Source organism: Pollutibacter soli (assembly GCA_029269725.1).
Taxonomy (GTDB): Bacteria; Bacteroidota; Bacteroidia; order Chitinophagales; family Chitinophagaceae; genus Pollutibacter; species Pollutibacter soli.
In genome coordinates this window covers 503,371-519,493 of record JARJHS010000002.1, presented here as the reverse complement: position 1 = coordinate 519,493, position 16,123 = coordinate 503,371, and the positions used below count along the sequence as shown (strand labels likewise).

The window sequence follows — 16,123 nt, the reverse complement described above, 5'->3', positions numbered from 1 at the left end:
CCTTATGGTTTTCGGGGAATATTGTAATCTATAAAAGAAAAACATCTGAAACAAATTGTCATCTGGAAACTAATTTAATCAGCATCTGCAGTTTATTGCCACTTTTCGATAACTCAGTACATTTATTATTACAGTCCGGATAGTCATGCTGAAGCCCATATCAGATTAAATGCCTGGCGACTTCTCAGGAATAAATCCGGAAAGGCTTAGCAGTACCGGGTCAAAGTTCATTTCTTTGGAGATCGGTTTTTAAGTGGATTGTTGATTTTGACTTTTGTCAATGTTTATCCCGGCAAAGAGAGATTTCTTTGACTCATTAAAAAATGTTTATGGAACATCAATCTCCTTTAAGCATGCTTTATCACTGGGAAAAAACAAACCCTGATAAGATCTACCTGAAACAACCTGTTGATAATGTATGGCAGACATGGACATGGAAACAGACAGGAGAAGAAGTACGAAAACTTGCATCAGCCATTAAAGCTCTTGAATTACCTGACGGCAGCAACATAGCATTGCTCTCCAAAAACTGCGCTCATTGGATCATCTGCGACCTGGCTATAATGATGGCTGGACATGTATCTGTCCCTTTGTATCCGAATTCGCAGGCAACAACTATACAGCAAATTCTCGGACATTCACAAGCAAAACTCTTGTTTGTTGGCAAGCTGGATAACTGGCATGTGATGAAAGAAGGAGTTGCGGATGATATTAAATGTATAGCCCTCCCATTTTGCGATCATGAAGAATGTGAAAGCTGGAAAAGTTTTACCAGTGCATCGGCTCCGGTGCAGAATGATGTAAAAAGAAATGGCGATGAACTCTGTACAATTATTTATACTTCGGGAACGACAGGTATGCCGAAAGGTGTAATGTTTACTTTTGATAGTTTTGATTTCGTTGCACAAAATGCAATTGATTATCTCAGTTTCAAATCCAGTGATCGGTTTTTCTCCTATCTGCCACTGTCACATATCGCTGAACGTGTTTTGGTAGAAATGATTAGTCTTTACACGGGCGCAGAAGTTTCGTTTGCAGAATCATTGCAGCAGTTTCCGCATAATCTGCGCGAAGCAAGGCCGACCGTTTTCCTGGGCGTACACAGGATCTGGAGTAAATTCCAGGAAGGTATTCTTACCAAAATTCCACAGAACAAATTAAACCTGATTTTAAAAACCCCAATCCTTTCGGCAATTGTAAAAAGAAAAATAAGGAAACAGCTTGGACTCATTGATGCCAGGCTTGTTATCACCGGCGCATCTCCTACACCTGTTTCACTTATCGAATGGTTCGCGAAGATTGGCATTGCTATCCAGGAAGCTTATGCTATGACAGAAAATTGTTGCTATTCTCATATCAATCCAAAGGATAACATCAAAAAAGGTTTTGTTGGGCAACCTTTTCCTCATTGCGAGGTAAAACTGAGTCATGAAAATGAAATCCTGGTAAAACACGATGCGTTGATGAAAGGATATTACAAAGAGCCTGCAAAAACAGCGGAGGTATTTACAAACGATGGCTTCTTAAAAACAGGTGATGAAGGATTTATTGACCAGGAAGGATTTTTAAAAATTACCGGAAGAGTAAAAGATCTTTTTAAAACAGCAAAAGGAAAATATGTGTCTCCCTCGCCGATTGAAATGAAATTACTTTCCAACACAGATATGGAACAGGTTTGTGTTGTTGGTTCCGGTTTACCTCAACCACTTGCTATTATTACTTTATCCGCAATAGGAAAGAAAAGACCTTCAGAAGAAATTGATTCCCGAATGAAAGAGACAATCAGAATTGTAAATTCCCATCTCGATGCACATGAAAAAGTATACAAAGTAGTAATTGTTCAGGATGAATGGACTGTTGAAAATGCATTACTCACGCCTTCATTCAAAATAAAGCGCAATCTTCTGGAAAGAAAATATGGTGCTCTATATTCCGAATGGGATAACTCCAAATCCATGCTCATCTGGCAATCATAAGGGGTTTTCGTTTCAATCTTTTAAAAATATAGCCTGGATGCCATTTGAGCCGGGGAACTATGTCTGTTTCAAAAATGAACGAATAATATTTTGCTTCTCCCCTTTAATGCAAAGAGCCAGAGTAATTCTCTGGCCCTGACGAGTGATCGTCAGTTTTTCACAGATAAAGTTCGATTGCAAAAACATGGGTGTATATTTTCCCGGTCCCCACTAATCGTAACCTGGAATTCTAAAACTAAAAAGCATCGGCGGTAGCCAACGCTTTTTGTGGTAGATAGGTAAGAAGATTATCGGAAAACTGTGCTGTTTATCCGATGCTTGCAAGAGTACACCCTTTCTCCGGAATTCCAAGAACCGCCGGCGGATTTAGAAAACAGTTATACGAACCTCATTTTACTACAACTCGTCTAATCAGATTCCGATTTTTTGAAAAATTAATATTGTCTCGGTTGCCGCCGGAACTATCAAATTATAATTAAATCCAGAATAGAAATTCCTCCCTGATGAACTAAAACCTACTCTCCAGGTTTTCGAAAGTCAGATGTTGATTCAGTACAGCCGGTAATCAGCTTGTCAACAAAGCATTAAGGAAAAGTCGAGCGAATATTACAAGCTTCTTTCCAATTGAAAAGATGTGTTTCCTTAATGAATGTTTGTGCATTTGAGCCCTGGCAGATCGTGTCGAATCTATTCTTCATCAAAACTTAACATTGGATCGAAAAAATATTCAGGTTATTTGCGGGCGTTTTGGTCGTGGAAACAATTAATCTCTACATCGAATTTTCACTCAGTGGCATCAAATATTCTGGCCTTGTTTTAAGAACCAGATTTTCTGAAGGTCAGATCATATATCGTCTGGAAAAACTTGATCCGGACAGACTTCCCCATGATAAGGTTTTTTACATTGTCAGATCCGAAAACTTCAGCGGATTCAGTTACAGCGAAACAAAATTGAATGATGCCATCGCCGATGCAATCAAGAAGTCATGCCTTGAACTGGAGATCAGCTGGTATAGGTAGGCAATAGGCAGCAGCAGCGGGCAGCAGAAACTACACCCTGTGGTTGCATTTCATTATAAAAAACACTGCCTCTCTGATCCGGAATTTCGTAGGCAAACTGTGTTCTATTGCCTTCTTACTATTGCCATGTATTCACTGTTTCTGTTTTTCCACCAGCCAGCAGATATTTCACTGCGTCATTTTTTTATGTAAAACACCCAGCTTGTTTCAATTTATACAGGTGTTGAAATTTCCTGGAATTTCTAACGTCGGCTGTTCCCTTTTGCCTTTTGCCTTCTTACTATTGCCTTGTATTCCCAAACTTGCAGAGATCAGTTGCAATAAGTACATTTAGAAAACAACTATTGCTTTTTAAATGAATACCACCAGAGCCGTGCTATCAGTAATATTTTCCATCGCAACTTTTATTTGCTTAATTCTGTTATACCGGTCATATCTTAACGGCATGAGCGCTTTCATGCTCAATGCTCTGATAGTTCTCGGATTGTTTCTTATGTTCATTCATCTTAGGTTTATACTCTATACCGGCAAAGTATCGCTCAGGTATTTAATGATTTTTATCTTTTTTATGTCGATTGCCGGCGCAGCCGCATATGTGAAATACGGACCATCTTCAGAGGTAAAAAATCCTGCCAGGACTTATATAGGTCATTAAGTTTCTCTTGTTTCAACAGTGCGGTCATGACCCCAAAATAATTTCAGACAAGCTTATCCGAATGATTTTTTGATATAATAAAATAAAACTATATTAGAGTTGCCGTAATTTACAGATCTCAAATCATCTGTAATTGCTGGCTTAAAGGCACAAATCAGTAGCCCAAATGCGCACTGCCAGGCACTAAAATCCCACCCTGCCCTGATTCACTTTTAGTAAAGTTTTCCTCCGATAAACGATACGTCGTTTAAAGTTGTGGTTTTGATTGAATTCCTGAACTCATAGAAAGATCGATGCAATTTTTCTATTCATTTATCTAAACAGGTTTTATGACAGATCATACCCGGGACAATCTTGAAGATGATGCGTTCAACAAAGTCAGCAGACGTTACCTCATACGCAATTCGTCGATTGCAGCTGCAGGCATGTTCATCATGCCCACATTTATACCGCGTTGCAGGAAATACGACTGGCCAACTGATGACGGAAGCGAACCTATTAACTTACCCGCTGCAGCTGCTAATCTGGCGAATTTGCGCGCCTACCTGGATGACCTATATACATCAACGATCGAGTATGAAAATGCAGTTTTCCTTGCATTAGAATCGACCAACAACAGCGACTGGTCTAACTTTGATAGTGATATTTTGATTGATCTTTTTTATGCGCTTCTCATTGCAGCAGCGCTCGCGACCGGTGGAGAAGCTGCGATACCCGCCATAGCTATTTTATCCGCATTTCTGCACGACTGGGCAAATGGCGATAAGCCAAAGCCACCAAATATTGATCAGGTTTTTGCGCAGTTTGAGTTTGGACACAACCAGATGCATGTTGCGATGAATGAACAACTGACATTACTGGAAAGTCCGGCCAATAATTATGCGAACCTCGTGGCAGCCTGGAATAATCCGATTCAGTTTAATGGTAATACCTATACCATCGGAGATCTTGCATCTTCAAATTTTCCGACGAGTACCACCGGCGGTGCTGCATACAACGCAATTTACCAGGCCGGGGTTACCTCTTTTCAACAAATGTTGTGGAATCTGGCGATCATGAAGTGCTGTACTTTCGGAGAACCTGACACTGAATCAATTTACACAGCCAGCGAACCCGGTGGAGTATTATTGACACATTTCCGGCAAACGGTGTACCCCAATAATAAAGGAGTGTATTATAGAGCGAAAATGACCGACTATGATCCGCCTTGGATTTATTGGGATATTACCAAGTATACACTCGGAATCAATGGCAACCCATTACCCGATGCCGCAGCTGCGGTGTTATTTATTGACGACACACCCGGGAATGTGATTAATTCCCAGGGCCTGTTCAACCGCAGTTATGTTTTCGAGCAATTCAGTTTTACTAAACCTGTATTTCCCTTCGGCGATGAACTGGGCACCGACGCAATCGGTAATACGAATCCCGCAGCTAATGACTGGAATTTTACAGGTGGGCAATTCCCAGGTCTTGTAGTTATCTGATCTTCACAGATAATCAGACTGACAGTATGCAATCAATGATGTCATTTAAGATGATACAACCGGTAATATTATAAATCCGGACGGCCTATTCATTCGCCGCTATGTGTTTCAGCAGATGAGTATTAAAAAGTCAGTGTTAGAATATGGCAGTAGTTAGGATCAGTTAATTCAGGAGAAGAAATCAATGAGACTTACGATTGGAATTTTACCGATGTTGAATTCCCATCATTCATTAAAGTATGATATACATTTTACATTGCATATCGTAATCGAAATTTGTAAAAACAAAATCAGTTTTCCATAGAGCAAGGCCACATTGAATATTTCAGTTGTGGCCATTTTATTTGAACGCATCCGTGTTATTGTAATTCGAAAGATGATTAATATCACATTAAGAAAATCTTCACTTTTCAACCAGCAATAACATGATATTTTTTTATGACCTGTAAATACATGTTCTTTTATGAAAAACAACAGGAAAACGGGTATTAATTATTTGCTTCACAATATCCTGAAAGTTATATCCGTTAACTGCCTGATTAAAAAATCTAATGCTATGAAAAAACTCGGTATGGCTTTAATCGCCATAGTTATGATTGGTGCATCAGTCACCAGCTGCAAAAAAGAAAAAACACTCGATTGTAACGCTGTAACAAAAAAAGTAAGTGATGCTGCTTCTGCTTACGTCCAGAGTCAATCGTCAACGAACTGCAAAAATTACAAGGCTGCTTTGCAGGAGTATTTCAACAGTGAATGCTATGGGGATCTGACAGCAGAAGAAAAAGAGCAGTACCAGACCATCGTGGACATGCTCTCATGCCCTGAGTAATTTATTCAGACAAAAAAAATTCAGCGCTTTTGTTTTTACAGAAGCGCTTTTTTTTTCGGTAGTCTTTAAAAGGCTATAATTGCGGATGACACTGCAAATTGGATTTGTTAATTCACGCGTTGCATCTCTTCCTCTGCTCCGCTGCTGCGTTTCACTGCTTTTAAAGGTTTACCAAAACGATAAGTAAATGCAAGCGTAAGTACCCGCGTATCACGTTTTATTTTGAAGTATTCATGCGCAGATTGAAAAGTTGTATTCCCAGCCATAATCTGTGTGTGAAACAAGTCACGCAGACTCAACTTCAGTGTTCCTTTTTTCTTCAGCACATTTCTTGCAACACCAATGTTCAACTGACCCGTAGGAAGCAATGATTCCTGTAAGTCGTTACGTGCCGGCCCGGTAAAAAAACCGGAAAGCTCTGCGGTGTAATTTTCACCGATCACAAACTGGTTGTTCGCGCTGATATTGAATTGCCAGACGGAAGATTGAAAATCATTCCAAACATATCCCTGGAAGTTTTTATAGTTGAGCAAGGCCTGTCCACTCAAACTCCACCAGGGGAATAATTTAAGACTGGTGCTAACTGACAATCCTGCAATATGTACTCTCCCGACATTCCCCTGTGAGTAATAAAGAATTCCGCTGCTATCCGTAAGGAATAGCTGCGAAAAATAATCTTTGATGACACTGTAAGACAAAGTTGTGGTGAGCGCATTTTTAAACTGATGTGTCAGTTCAAAATTCCAGCTGTATTGCGGTTTGAAATAAGGGTTTCCTGTTTCGTAGGTGTATTTGTTTATGATGAAAACAAACGGATTGAGTCGCTGAAATGCAGGACGGTCAATTCGGCGTCCTGCCGTGATTGTAAAACTATTTATGGAATCTGCCTGCCAGGTGATATTACCTGATGGGAACAATCCACCATACTGGCGCGAAAAAGAAGAATCTTTCCTGACCGGATTTCCTAACTGATCTGCATCATAGCTCGTGTTTTCATAACGCAGGCCTGCCTGGAAAGAAAATTTTTCCCAACGTTGATCCATACTCGCATATACGGCCTGGATATTTTCATTGTATAAAAACTGGTTTGTTTTACCATAATCCGGCTGCCATCCTGATCCGTCGTTGTATTCGTAAATAGCTTTATTATCGGTTTCAATATGTGATAGTTTGAAGCCAGCTTCAAACCGCGGTCCGCTGTTAAGCTGATGCGAATAGTCAGCTTTTGCTGTTGCTATTTTTAAAGTACTGGGAATATCTCCGGTGGATGCATCATTTTTCCCTCCAGGTGTGAGGAAAGTATTGATGAACATCTGGTTGTTGTGAATATCATAGGTCAATCCGTCGAGATCAATCGAAAATTCCTGTTTGGCCGAAAATGCATGTCGCAAACTTAAGGTAACCCCACCATTCTTCAACTTGTAATCAGTATGACTAATGGTTGTCAGACTTGAATCGACGGTATCGTCTTCACCTAACCAGGATGCCATTGCTTTATTATCGCTTTCACGCTTGGTCCAGGTCCCGATTCCGCTAACGCTTAAAGTCGTTTTTGTCGTTGCAAAAAAATCAACACCTGCTCGGATTGTATTGTTCAGAAAATGACCGCCGAAATAGGTTGGCTGATCAAGCTTTGCAATCGGTTTTCCAGCCTGGTCGTAGTAAGTCCTCAGCGCATAGAGATCATTGTAGTACTTGTTATAGTTGATATTATAGTTAAGCCAGGTATTGAATTTTCCATCGCGGTAATTGAGTGAAAAACTGTTGTTTGTTTTTGGATAACGCCCCTGTCCATAACTCAGATTAACATTACCATTGAAACCACGTTGTCGGTTTCTTTTTGTTTTTATATTGATGATACCTGCATTTCCGCTGGCATCAAATCGGGCAGGAGGATTTGTGATCAGCTCCACCTGGTCTACTTGTGAAGAGCTCATACTGCTGAGCAGGTTAGCAAGATCCGCTCCCGATAAATAAGTCAGCTTGCCATCAACCATGATCATCACGTTGGACTTTGCTTTCAGGCTGATATTACCATCCTGGTCAACAGTGACGCCAGGCATCTTTTCCAGCAGTTCCATAAGACTTGTTCCAGCATTACTTGGTGATGCATCCGGATTTACAACAATATTTCCTTTATCAAACTGAACGAATGGCTTTGTTGCGCGTACGACAACTTCCTTCAGGTTATCACTTTGCGGTGCCAGTTTAATGCTAAAACTTTTTAAAGGCTCATCAGCAATAGTGAAAATCGCTGTTGTATCCGAACGATGACCTATAAAACTGATTTCAAAAAAATATTGCCCTTCAATAATTCTTGTGAGAATGGCAAGTCCACTGTTATCTGTTAATTCGGTTTTGACAATTGAGCTATCCTTTGCACTATGCAACGTAACTACCGCTGATGGAAGTGGTTCATCACGCATATTCTTTACCGTTACTGAAATTGAAAATGTGTCTGGCCTTGATGACGCCAACGTGAGATTTGAAATAAAAATATATACCAGCAGCAATGCTGTCGTCCTCATGAAAAACATGGCGCCAAATTAATAACGACCGTCAACAGTAACGAATAAATTTGGCTTAACGGCAAAGGGAAGGGATAAAAGTTTTCACAAAACGCCAGTATCAGGAAAAACTGAATTCGTAGTTTTCACTTTTGTAAAAAACCCTAGCAGAAGTTTCAGGATTGTCTTTTATTCCACCGCCGGCCAGTAATTCCGTTTCATTTAATGGTAATGTTTTGCTCAAACCAAAAAGCCCGATACCCTGAAGAATATTCCTTCTCATCATATGTTGAAGTTTATCATAAATACTGAAATGACGAGTTCCTATATTCCCGGGGTAAAAATTATACCTGGGGACAAGTTAACGTTGAGCGTCAGTTAAATTAAAAATTTCAGGATACGGGAGAATGAAAATCCGGTATTCGTTTTTTTGCAGTTACTCAAAAATACCTGCTTAGCTCGAATGATGGTGGCAGCTCCTGGAATTGAACTTTAAAAAATACCGGACAATTATCAACCAACACGAATTGTTTGAAATTTATAATCATTGGTTTGAAACCTGATATCTTGAAAACGACGCCTGTTAATACATTTGCCCGGAATTCCTGAAACCATTGGTCAACCGAACTATTGCATTCATTTTTTCAGGGTTAACAAATTCCCTTTTTAAATGTTTCTATTTTTTAATAGGCTTTATCTGGCTTTAGTTCCATAACACAAAATAGTTACAATGAACACATACACAGTAAATGCATTTGGTACCGCTTCGCCCAAAGCCGATCTTAAACAAATAAATATTCAACGCAGGGAGCCGACAGCAAAGGACGTTGAAATAGATATTCTTTTTTGCGGGGTCTGCCATTCCGACCTGCATACAGCAAGAAATGATTGGGGCGGAACAATTTATCCGGCAGTTCCGGGGCACGAAATTGTTGGCCGCGTAACGCGGACAGGTGCTGAAGTCTCCAGATTTAAGAAGGGGGACCTTGTAGCAGTAGGCTGTCTCGTAGACAGCTGCCGTACCTGTGATAGCTGCAAGCAGGACTTCGAGCAGTATTGTTTAACTGGTTTTACCGGAACCTACAACGGGAAAGACAAACATCTGAATGGACATACGTTTGGAGGTTACTCGGAGAAAGTTGTTGTTGACGAACATTTTGTTTTAAAAGTTCCGGAAAACCTGGACCCGGCAGCAGTTGCTCCGGTTCTCTGCGCAGGTATAACTACCTGGTCACCTTTAAAACACTGGAATGCAGGTCCCGGTAAAAAAGTTGGAGTGATAGGCCTGGGTGGTCTTGGACATATGGCTATTAAACTTGCCAAAGGCCTGGGTGCTGAAGTCACCTTGTTCTCAAGAACGCCGGGCAAAACATCAGATGCAAAAGAACTTGGTGCACATGACGTGATCATTTCAACCGATGATCAACAAATGAAATCGGTACGCGGAAAATTCGATCTGATCATCGACACCGTTCCTAACATTCATGATGTCAATCCGTACATTGGGACACTCAATATCAGCGGCACAATTGTTCTGGTTGGATATTTAGGTCCGCTGGATCCGATGCTGAACACTGTCCCCATGATCATGGGAAGGAAATCAGTTGCCGGCTCACTGATCGGCGGTATCGCCGAAACACAGGAACTGTTGGACTTCTGTGGTGAAAAAAATATTGTCTCTGATATTGAAATGATCAACATACAGGACATCAATACAGCCTACGAACGCATGATTAAAAGTGATGTACGATATCGTTTTGTAATTGATATGAGTTCACTGAAAAATTAAATTTCCGGCGAAACTCGCCAGGTATCCGATCCGCCGCGGCGGATCGGATACCTGGGAGATTTCATGAAGCTGAAAAATCATTCCGGGAAAAACAAGTGTTTTTTCTCTTTCAGAAATGTATTTTTCTAATTGGCAATGAGAATTTTCTACCTGATAAAAAACCAAAATCCCCTCCGAAAAATCGGAGGGGATCAACACAAACTACTACTCATCAATAATATTCAAAAATGGTTCTGATCGTGTATACTTCCTGCTGACCATCATATTCCCTGTACTTCACGAACAGCTGTGTCGGGTACCCGTCAGCGTCGTAGGTATACCTCCAGTCCATGGGTACGAATATGGCGTTTGGAGTCGACCATGTTTTAGATTGTCTCGTCAGGTTATGTTTTGAAATTTGCGAGAGAAACATGTCCGGAATCGCCAGGTGTGCATATGGATTGATATTGAAATCATAGTCATATAATCCTTCTTCGAAATTTCCGTGACTGGTACTGACCGTCTCTTTCAGAACGATGCCGCCGTACATCAGTTTTGACAAATATGTTTTGTAGTAACGATCAGTATGTGAAAATTCAGCACCTATACTGTATAGTTTTCCGGTCCCTTCGTCGTCTTGTACAGGCAAATAAGTATAAGCACCCGTGGTTTTCTGACCTTGAAATGCCTGTTCAAATCCAGTTACCCGACCCTCGTTATCATAGCTAAAAGAAGAATTCATCGACAAAGCACCCGATTCATTATACCCCTGGATACCTGTGATCCTTGAATTTGTATACTGAAACAAATCTTTCCGGATAACATAATTCGACCCGTCTTCCTTTTTACCCAGCCAGGTTAACTCTTTCAAATCACCATTAGGCTGATAACGGTATTCAAAACGCTGGAATGCCTTCGACCTTCCATTTTCAATTCTCACATCGGTTACATTCTTAAGTAGTTTTGCACCCTTGTTACCACCTAATATATAAACTGAATTCTCCTGGATATCACCCTTTGTCAGCGTCATTTCATCATAGGTATTCCATTTGGAAACGGATAGCTGATATTTCACAGCACCGGCCGGCAGGACAACCGGCTGCATTCCGGCTAGAAGTGAAAGCGCTTTGTAACTCATATTATTCTGCTCATCCCAGCTCTTCAGTACCAATTGTACAGGGACGCTGTCGTACACAATGTCCCCCACCTTGATCATTGGCTTTACAAATATCCTGGTGTCTGTTGGCAATTCCGGATCCGTTGTTCGATCACCAAAACTTCCTGCGGGATAACCAAAGCTTTCGGGTGTATCAGTATCAGATACAGGTAATAATTCTACCTCGATTCTTTTCTCCTCCTTTGCATCCAGTGCCATCGTGATATTCAATGGTTTTGCCACTCCGTTCGCCCTGGCTGAACCTTCGATCGGAGCCGCGAACTTTACGTTGGAATTACCCTCTCTCACCAGCACACCTGTTAAACTGTAAATGCCCTTTTGCAATATCACTGTATCTGTAAAATATTGCTGATCATGCTGAACCGCGAGCTTTTTGGAACGCACCGCACCATTTCGGCTATCCTTAATTGTTACCAGGGTATTGTAATTGGCATTCACGGGTTGTGCGGGAAGATTTTTAAGCGTAAGGCGGATTACCCGTTCGAGTGAACCTTCGCCCGGTTTTGGCCCGGTGGGAGGATCCACCGGGTCCTTTTTACATGCAAATAATACCAGCATCAAAATAAAGCCTACCAAACGAAAGCTAATCTGTTTCATAAAAAATTGTTTAGAGTTTGATTATTGTTGTTTGTGCAAATCTCCTGCGTGTTTTCAAGATCGACCTTGATTGAAATCAAGAATCCCGGAGCCGGCTGAGGACTTTAGTTGTCATACGAAGAAAAGGCTGTATTCCTCATCAGCACTTTCCCGAATACAATCGTACTTCTCCATAACAAACGGCTTTGTCGTTCAGTAATCGTGAAATTCAGCAGGCCGATTTTCCGATCTATCGACTGAGTGACTATTGATTTCATTTTTTTCGTGTATCCCAGCAGGTTATGACGTTTTCTCCCGGGCATAGAAATGCTGTCCGGCATGTGGCCGGTCTTTAACCAACAAATTTTTTTAGTGGATAATCCTTACAGTTGTGAACGATCAAACGATCCGGTCTTTCAAAGCTTTTGCAACAGCTTCGCTTTTGGAATTCACCTGTAACTTTTCATAGATACTCCTGATATGCGTGCGTACAGTATCAATTGATATCTTTAGTGAAGCAGCCACCATCTTGTAACTGTTACCGTTAACCAATGACTGCAACACTTCTTTTTCTCTTTCTGAAAGATCATAGTCTTTACCTGCCGGCGACATCCCCGCAAACATTTTCAACACCTGTGTTGCAATAGAAGAATTCATCGGAGCACCGCCATTGTGAACATCATTAATCGCATCAATGATTGCCTGCGGTGAACTCTTCTTTAACACATATCCATTCGCACCAAAACGGATGGCATCGTACACGTTCTTGTTATCATCAAAAACCGTAAGCATAATAATTTTTACTGACTGATTACTTTCCCGGATCGATCTCACTCCTTCAATGCCTGTTTTACCGGGCATATCGATATCCATCAGCACGACATCCGGATGTAATGTATCAATATCCGTAGCGGCGGTTTCGCAGTTGTCAAATTCACCAACCACCTCAAAGCCTGGCGTTTTGCTTAGCAATAAAGCCATCGTTTGTCTCAGCTGGTTTGAATCGTCGTATAGTAAAATCCGTATCATAATCTTTTGATACAACAAATATAACTACAGCACGAGGGGTGCGACAACGCATATTCATGCGATGGGCATAGCAATCCTCAGGCGGGTACCTTTACCTGGCTCAGAATCTATTGAAATACTGCCATTTAAGTTCTCTGTCCGCTTTCTCATATTCTTTAATCCATTACCCCTTGTCGATGGTGTTCTGGCTTCCGCGTCGAAACCTTTCCCGTCATCTTTTATCGTCAATACAAAATCCCCTCCGTCTTTTTTCAAAGTAAACAGCACATTATTACATTGCGCGTACTTCACAATATTGTTCAGCGCTTCCTTGAAAATCAGAAATATTTCGCGCCGCGACTCCATGGAAAAATTTACTCCCATCACATCCTCATCAACCTGGAAACGATATTCCACATGAATTGGTTCAAGCACGGAACCTGCAACTTCCTTCATGCGCGCAAGTACTTTTGCCATGCTATCATTTACAGGGTTAATGCTCCAGACAATATCATCCATCGCTTCCATCATCTGACCAGTACTCGAGTTGATGGTACTCATATATTCCTTACTGGTTTTTTCATCCAGCGGAGTTTGCTGCAATGCGATATTGCTGAGGATATTTACAGTACTCAATGTTGAGCCCATATCGTCATGAAGATCTCTTGCAAGACGACTACGCACTTTTTCAATCTGCAGTAATCGCTCAAGCCGTAAGCGATGGAGATAAAATAACACAGATGCTATAATCGCTCCCATCAAAAGATAGAACCATGGTGTTCTCCAGAACGGGGGAACAATGCGTATGGCGATTGAAGTTGTTTGTTTCGAATACTGCCCTTCATCATTTTTTGCACGAACAAGAAAAGTATAATTGCCCGGGGGCAGAAAATTATACTTCACAGGAACAACTGTTTTCAGTGTTGTCCATCCTGCATCAACGCCTTCGAGTTTGTATTCGTAAGTGAGTTTACCCAGCAGTGAAAAACTGATCGAGGCAAATTCTATACTGAAAGAACTATTTGTATAAGGCAGCCTGATTCTATTTAATTGTTGTAATGAATCTGCTGGCAGATATCTGTTGTTCAACTGAAAGCCGGTGATGGTAACATCAGGTGGTGATTTCATTACCCGATAATCATCCGGATCAAAAACAAGCAGGTGCTGGTTTCCCGCAAAAACCAACCTGTTATCATCCATACGGAGACTTGTTTCGGGAATATAGCTATTGTTATGAACCGTGATCAATCCATCGTACTGTGAATATTTTGTAAGCGATCCTGTTTTCGGATTGTACTTGAAAAGACCGTTTGAACTTCCAATCCAGCAATTGCCATTCACATCTCTTTGCAGTGTTGAGGCATTGCCGATGGAGAGGTTATCAATAGTGCCGGAAAATTCTACAATGGAAGAATTCACGTTCAATACACCTACCTGTCCCGCTGCCAGCAGCCAGGTTGAATCGGTCAGTTGCAGGATGTCTTTAACCTCAGTGATCCATTGCGCATCCGAATTGCTTCCATCAAAAGACCTGAGAATTTTTCCGGCCTGTGTATCAAAAAGGAAAATTCCTTTTCCTTCAACGGCGACCCATAGTTGGCTTTCATTGATAAAATATAATTTGCTTATCCCCCCTTCAAAAGCCCATACTTTCTGAAAAGACGAGTCACTGGGAGTACCTGCCGGATTGGTGTTCTGCAATAATGTACCATCACTCAGCCCAATCCACATCGAACCATTCCTGTCTTCGACTATTTGTTTAAGATGTTTATCCTTGAATACAGTGAAATGATGAAGAGAAGCTTTGTCACTGTTAGTATCATAGATCATTAATCTTCCAAGCTCGCAACCGAACCATATGCGACCTGATGTTTTGTCCTCACAAATTGACCAGTTCAGTTTTGAGAGACTGTCGGAAAACTGGAGCTGTTGTGGTTTTGCTACCTGCGGATAGATTCCCGGGTTTGTTGTGATGGTAAAAATGCCTCTTCCCCAGGTACCGATCCATAATTTCTGCTTTGAATCTTCGATCACCGATTTTACAAAGCTCCTGAATTTTTCCATCTGGAATATCGCATGGATATTTCTACCGAGTGTGCCCAGCGTATTGTAAAGCCCATCATCTGTAGCAATCCAGACAATTCCCTCACGATCTTCGATAATGGCAGACACTACATTGAAATATATTCCATAAGGATTATGTCCCCGTGTATCGCGCAGCTCCTGGAAAGAGCCACCGTTGTTAATCCGGAGGCAATTCAAACCGTACACTGCAATAACAGAATCATGATACTGTGTAAATCCCTTCACTTCAAAATGACTTCCATTACCCGCATCAGCCAGACCGGTAGTGTCGCTCGTAAACTGATTTTTTACAGCATCATAGCAAAAGAAATTTTTAGTGGAATTGTTTTCTGATTCGATCCAATACCTGTTCGATGCGTCGATAAAAAAATTGACGATGGTTTTGGAAAGTAACTTACTTGCGAGCAACGGATCTTTTTGTAGATTGTTACCTGCCGAATAAAATGAAGTTGTTTTACTATCCCAGTAACCGAGGCCCTTTTGCGAAATGATCCAGTAACGCCGCCGCTTTTTGTCTTCAACTACATTTATTATGGAGATTGAGTCCGGAACTATGAACGGATTATTTTTTTGACTGAAAGATTTTTTGCTGTCATCGAAATACTGGCAACCTTTTTCATTGATGATGAAAACATTCCCGGACGCATCTTTTCGCAGATTTGGCGCTTCTTCATGCCCGCCAGTATTCCCCGGCTCGTAAATGACGTTCACAAGTGAAAAATTCGTTGGGTTGAAGATTCCCAGTTTTTTACCTGAACGAATCCAGATGCGATGAGAAGAATCGGAAATAATCTGATCAATCCGTTCATTGAGAATCACCCTGAAAAAATTTCCATCATATCGCTGCAATCCATTCTCTGTACCCAGCCATAAGTAACCGGAACTATCCTGTACCATGGACAATATGTTATTTGTCAGCAAACCATCCTTTGTAGAGAACCTGTTGAATATATAATCCTGGGAGCGAGCGGTTTCTATCGCAATAATCGAAATCACTAAGGAAAATAACAGTCTCAAAAACATGGGACTAAATTT

Annotated in this window: 12 protein-coding genes; 5 read left to right on the top strand and 7 right to left on the bottom strand. The window is 41.1% G+C overall.

Annotated features, from left to right (window positions below):
* Positions 1 to 329: 329 nt before the first annotated feature.
* Together P2W82_RS06690 and P2W82_RS06685 are read left to right on the top strand one after the other, a co-directional pair.
* Positions 330 to 1,976 (top strand): AMP-binding protein, encoded by a 1,647-nt coding sequence (locus P2W82_RS06690; protein ID WP_336515078.1) that lies wholly within the window; start codon positions 330 to 332, stop codon positions 1,974 to 1,976.
* Positions 1,977 to 2,723: 747 nt separating this feature from the next.
* A complete protein-coding gene (locus tag P2W82_RS06685) occupies positions 2,724 to 2,996 on the top strand; it encodes a hypothetical protein (protein WP_336515077.1) in 273 nt (90 codons plus the stop codon).
* 351 nt (positions 2,997 to 3,347) lie between these two features.
* Here the strand turns inward: P2W82_RS06685 and P2W82_RS06680 are convergent, their stop codons facing one another.
* Positions 3,348 to 3,497, bottom strand: coding sequence for a hypothetical protein (locus tag P2W82_RS06680; RefSeq protein ID WP_336515076.1), 150 nt, complete (start codon positions 3,495 to 3,497; stop codon positions 3,348 to 3,350).
* Between the two features lie 483 nt (positions 3,498 to 3,980).
* Between P2W82_RS06680 and P2W82_RS06675 the strand changes: the two genes are divergently transcribed.
* Together P2W82_RS06675 and P2W82_RS06670 are read left to right on the top strand one after the other, a co-directional pair.
* Entirely contained in the window at positions 3,981 to 5,138 is a 1,158-nt protein-coding gene (locus P2W82_RS06675; protein WP_336515075.1) for a hypothetical protein, read from the top strand.
* Between the two features lie 556 nt (positions 5,139 to 5,694).
* Positions 5,695 to 5,967 (top strand): hypothetical protein, encoded by a 273-nt coding sequence (locus P2W82_RS06670; protein ID WP_336515074.1) that lies wholly within the window; start codon positions 5,695 to 5,697, stop codon positions 5,965 to 5,967.
* 107 nt (positions 5,968 to 6,074) lie between these two features.
* Here P2W82_RS06670 and P2W82_RS06665 read toward each other — a convergent pair whose 3' ends face one another.
* Both P2W82_RS06665 and P2W82_RS06660 read right to left on the bottom strand, forming a co-directional pair.
* Positions 6,075 to 8,504 (bottom strand): TonB-dependent receptor domain-containing protein, encoded by a 2,430-nt coding sequence (locus P2W82_RS06665; RefSeq protein WP_336515073.1) that lies wholly within the window; start codon positions 8,502 to 8,504, stop codon positions 6,075 to 6,077.
* Between the two features lie 91 nt (positions 8,505 to 8,595).
* Positions 8,596 to 8,760 carry a hypothetical protein gene (locus P2W82_RS06660; protein ID WP_336515072.1) on the bottom strand — a complete coding sequence of 55 codons (165 nt, stop codon included), beginning with the start codon at positions 8,758 to 8,760 and terminating at the stop codon, positions 8,596 to 8,598.
* A gap of 444 nt (positions 8,761 to 9,204) precedes the next feature.
* Here P2W82_RS06660 and P2W82_RS06655 point away from each other — a divergent pair, with 444 nt between their 5' ends.
* Entirely contained in the window at positions 9,205 to 10,263 is a 1,059-nt protein-coding gene (locus P2W82_RS06655; RefSeq protein ID WP_336515071.1) for an NAD(P)-dependent alcohol dehydrogenase, read from the top strand.
* 211 nt (positions 10,264 to 10,474) lie between these two features.
* On the opposite strand, the gene P2W82_RS06650 is transcribed toward P2W82_RS06655, so the two are convergent.
* The 4 genes from P2W82_RS06650 to P2W82_RS06635 all read right to left on the bottom strand — a co-directional run bounded on the left by P2W82_RS06650 (position 10,475) and on the right by P2W82_RS06635 (position 16,111).
* Positions 10,475 to 12,016, bottom strand: a complete 1,542-nt coding sequence (locus P2W82_RS06650; protein ID WP_336515070.1) for a hypothetical protein — start codon at positions 12,014 to 12,016, stop codon at positions 10,475 to 10,477.
* 104 nt (positions 12,017 to 12,120) lie between these two features.
* Positions 12,121 to 12,336: a hypothetical protein gene (locus tag P2W82_RS06645; RefSeq protein WP_336515069.1), complete on the bottom strand. Its 216-nt coding sequence runs from the start codon at positions 12,334 to 12,336 to the stop codon at positions 12,121 to 12,123.
* A 58-nt stretch (positions 12,337 to 12,394) separates the two neighbouring features.
* Positions 12,395 to 13,024, bottom strand: coding sequence for a response regulator transcription factor (locus P2W82_RS06640; protein WP_336515068.1), 630 nt, complete (start codon positions 13,022 to 13,024; stop codon positions 12,395 to 12,397).
* A 54-nt stretch (positions 13,025 to 13,078) separates the two neighbouring features.
* Positions 13,079 to 16,111, bottom strand: coding sequence for a sensor histidine kinase (locus tag P2W82_RS06635; protein WP_336515067.1), 3,033 nt, complete (start codon positions 16,109 to 16,111; stop codon positions 13,079 to 13,081).
* Positions 16,112 to 16,123: the final 12 nt, after the last annotated feature.

Bases quoted from the DNA above. Each gene is read 5' to 3' on its own strand.
- P2W82_RS06690 (WP_336515078.1), top strand. From the start codon at position 330: ATGGAACATCAATCTCCTTTAAGCATGCTTTATCACTGGGAAAAAACA.
- P2W82_RS06680 (WP_336515076.1), bottom strand. From the start codon at position 3,497: ATGAACATAAGAAACAATCCGAGAACTATCAGAGCATTGAGCATGAAA.
- P2W82_RS06675 (WP_336515075.1), top strand. From the start codon at position 3,981: ATGACAGATCATACCCGGGACAATCTTGAAGATGATGCGTTCAACAAA.
- P2W82_RS06670 (WP_336515074.1), top strand. From the start codon at position 5,695: ATGAAAAAACTCGGTATGGCTTTAATCGCCATAGTTATGATTGGTGCA.
- P2W82_RS06665 (WP_336515073.1), bottom strand. From the start codon at position 8,504: ATGTTTTTCATGAGGACGACAGCATTGCTGCTGGTATATATTTTTATT.
- P2W82_RS06660 (WP_336515072.1), bottom strand. From the start codon at position 8,760: ATGATGAGAAGGAATATTCTTCAGGGTATCGGGCTTTTTGGTTTGAGC.
- P2W82_RS06655 (WP_336515071.1), top strand. From the start codon at position 9,205: ATGAACACATACACAGTAAATGCATTTGGTACCGCTTCGCCCAAAGCC.
- P2W82_RS06650 (WP_336515070.1), bottom strand. From the start codon at position 12,016: ATGAAACAGATTAGCTTTCGTTTGGTAGGCTTTATTTTGATGCTGGTA.
- P2W82_RS06645 (WP_336515069.1), bottom strand. From the start codon at position 12,336: ATGCCGGACAGCATTTCTATGCCCGGGAGAAAACGTCATAACCTGCTG.
- P2W82_RS06640 (WP_336515068.1), bottom strand. From the start codon at position 13,024: ATGATACGGATTTTACTATACGACGATTCAAACCAGCTGAGACAAACG.
- P2W82_RS06635 (WP_336515067.1), bottom strand. From the start codon at position 16,111: ATGTTTTTGAGACTGTTATTTTCCTTAGTGATTTCGATTATTGCGATA.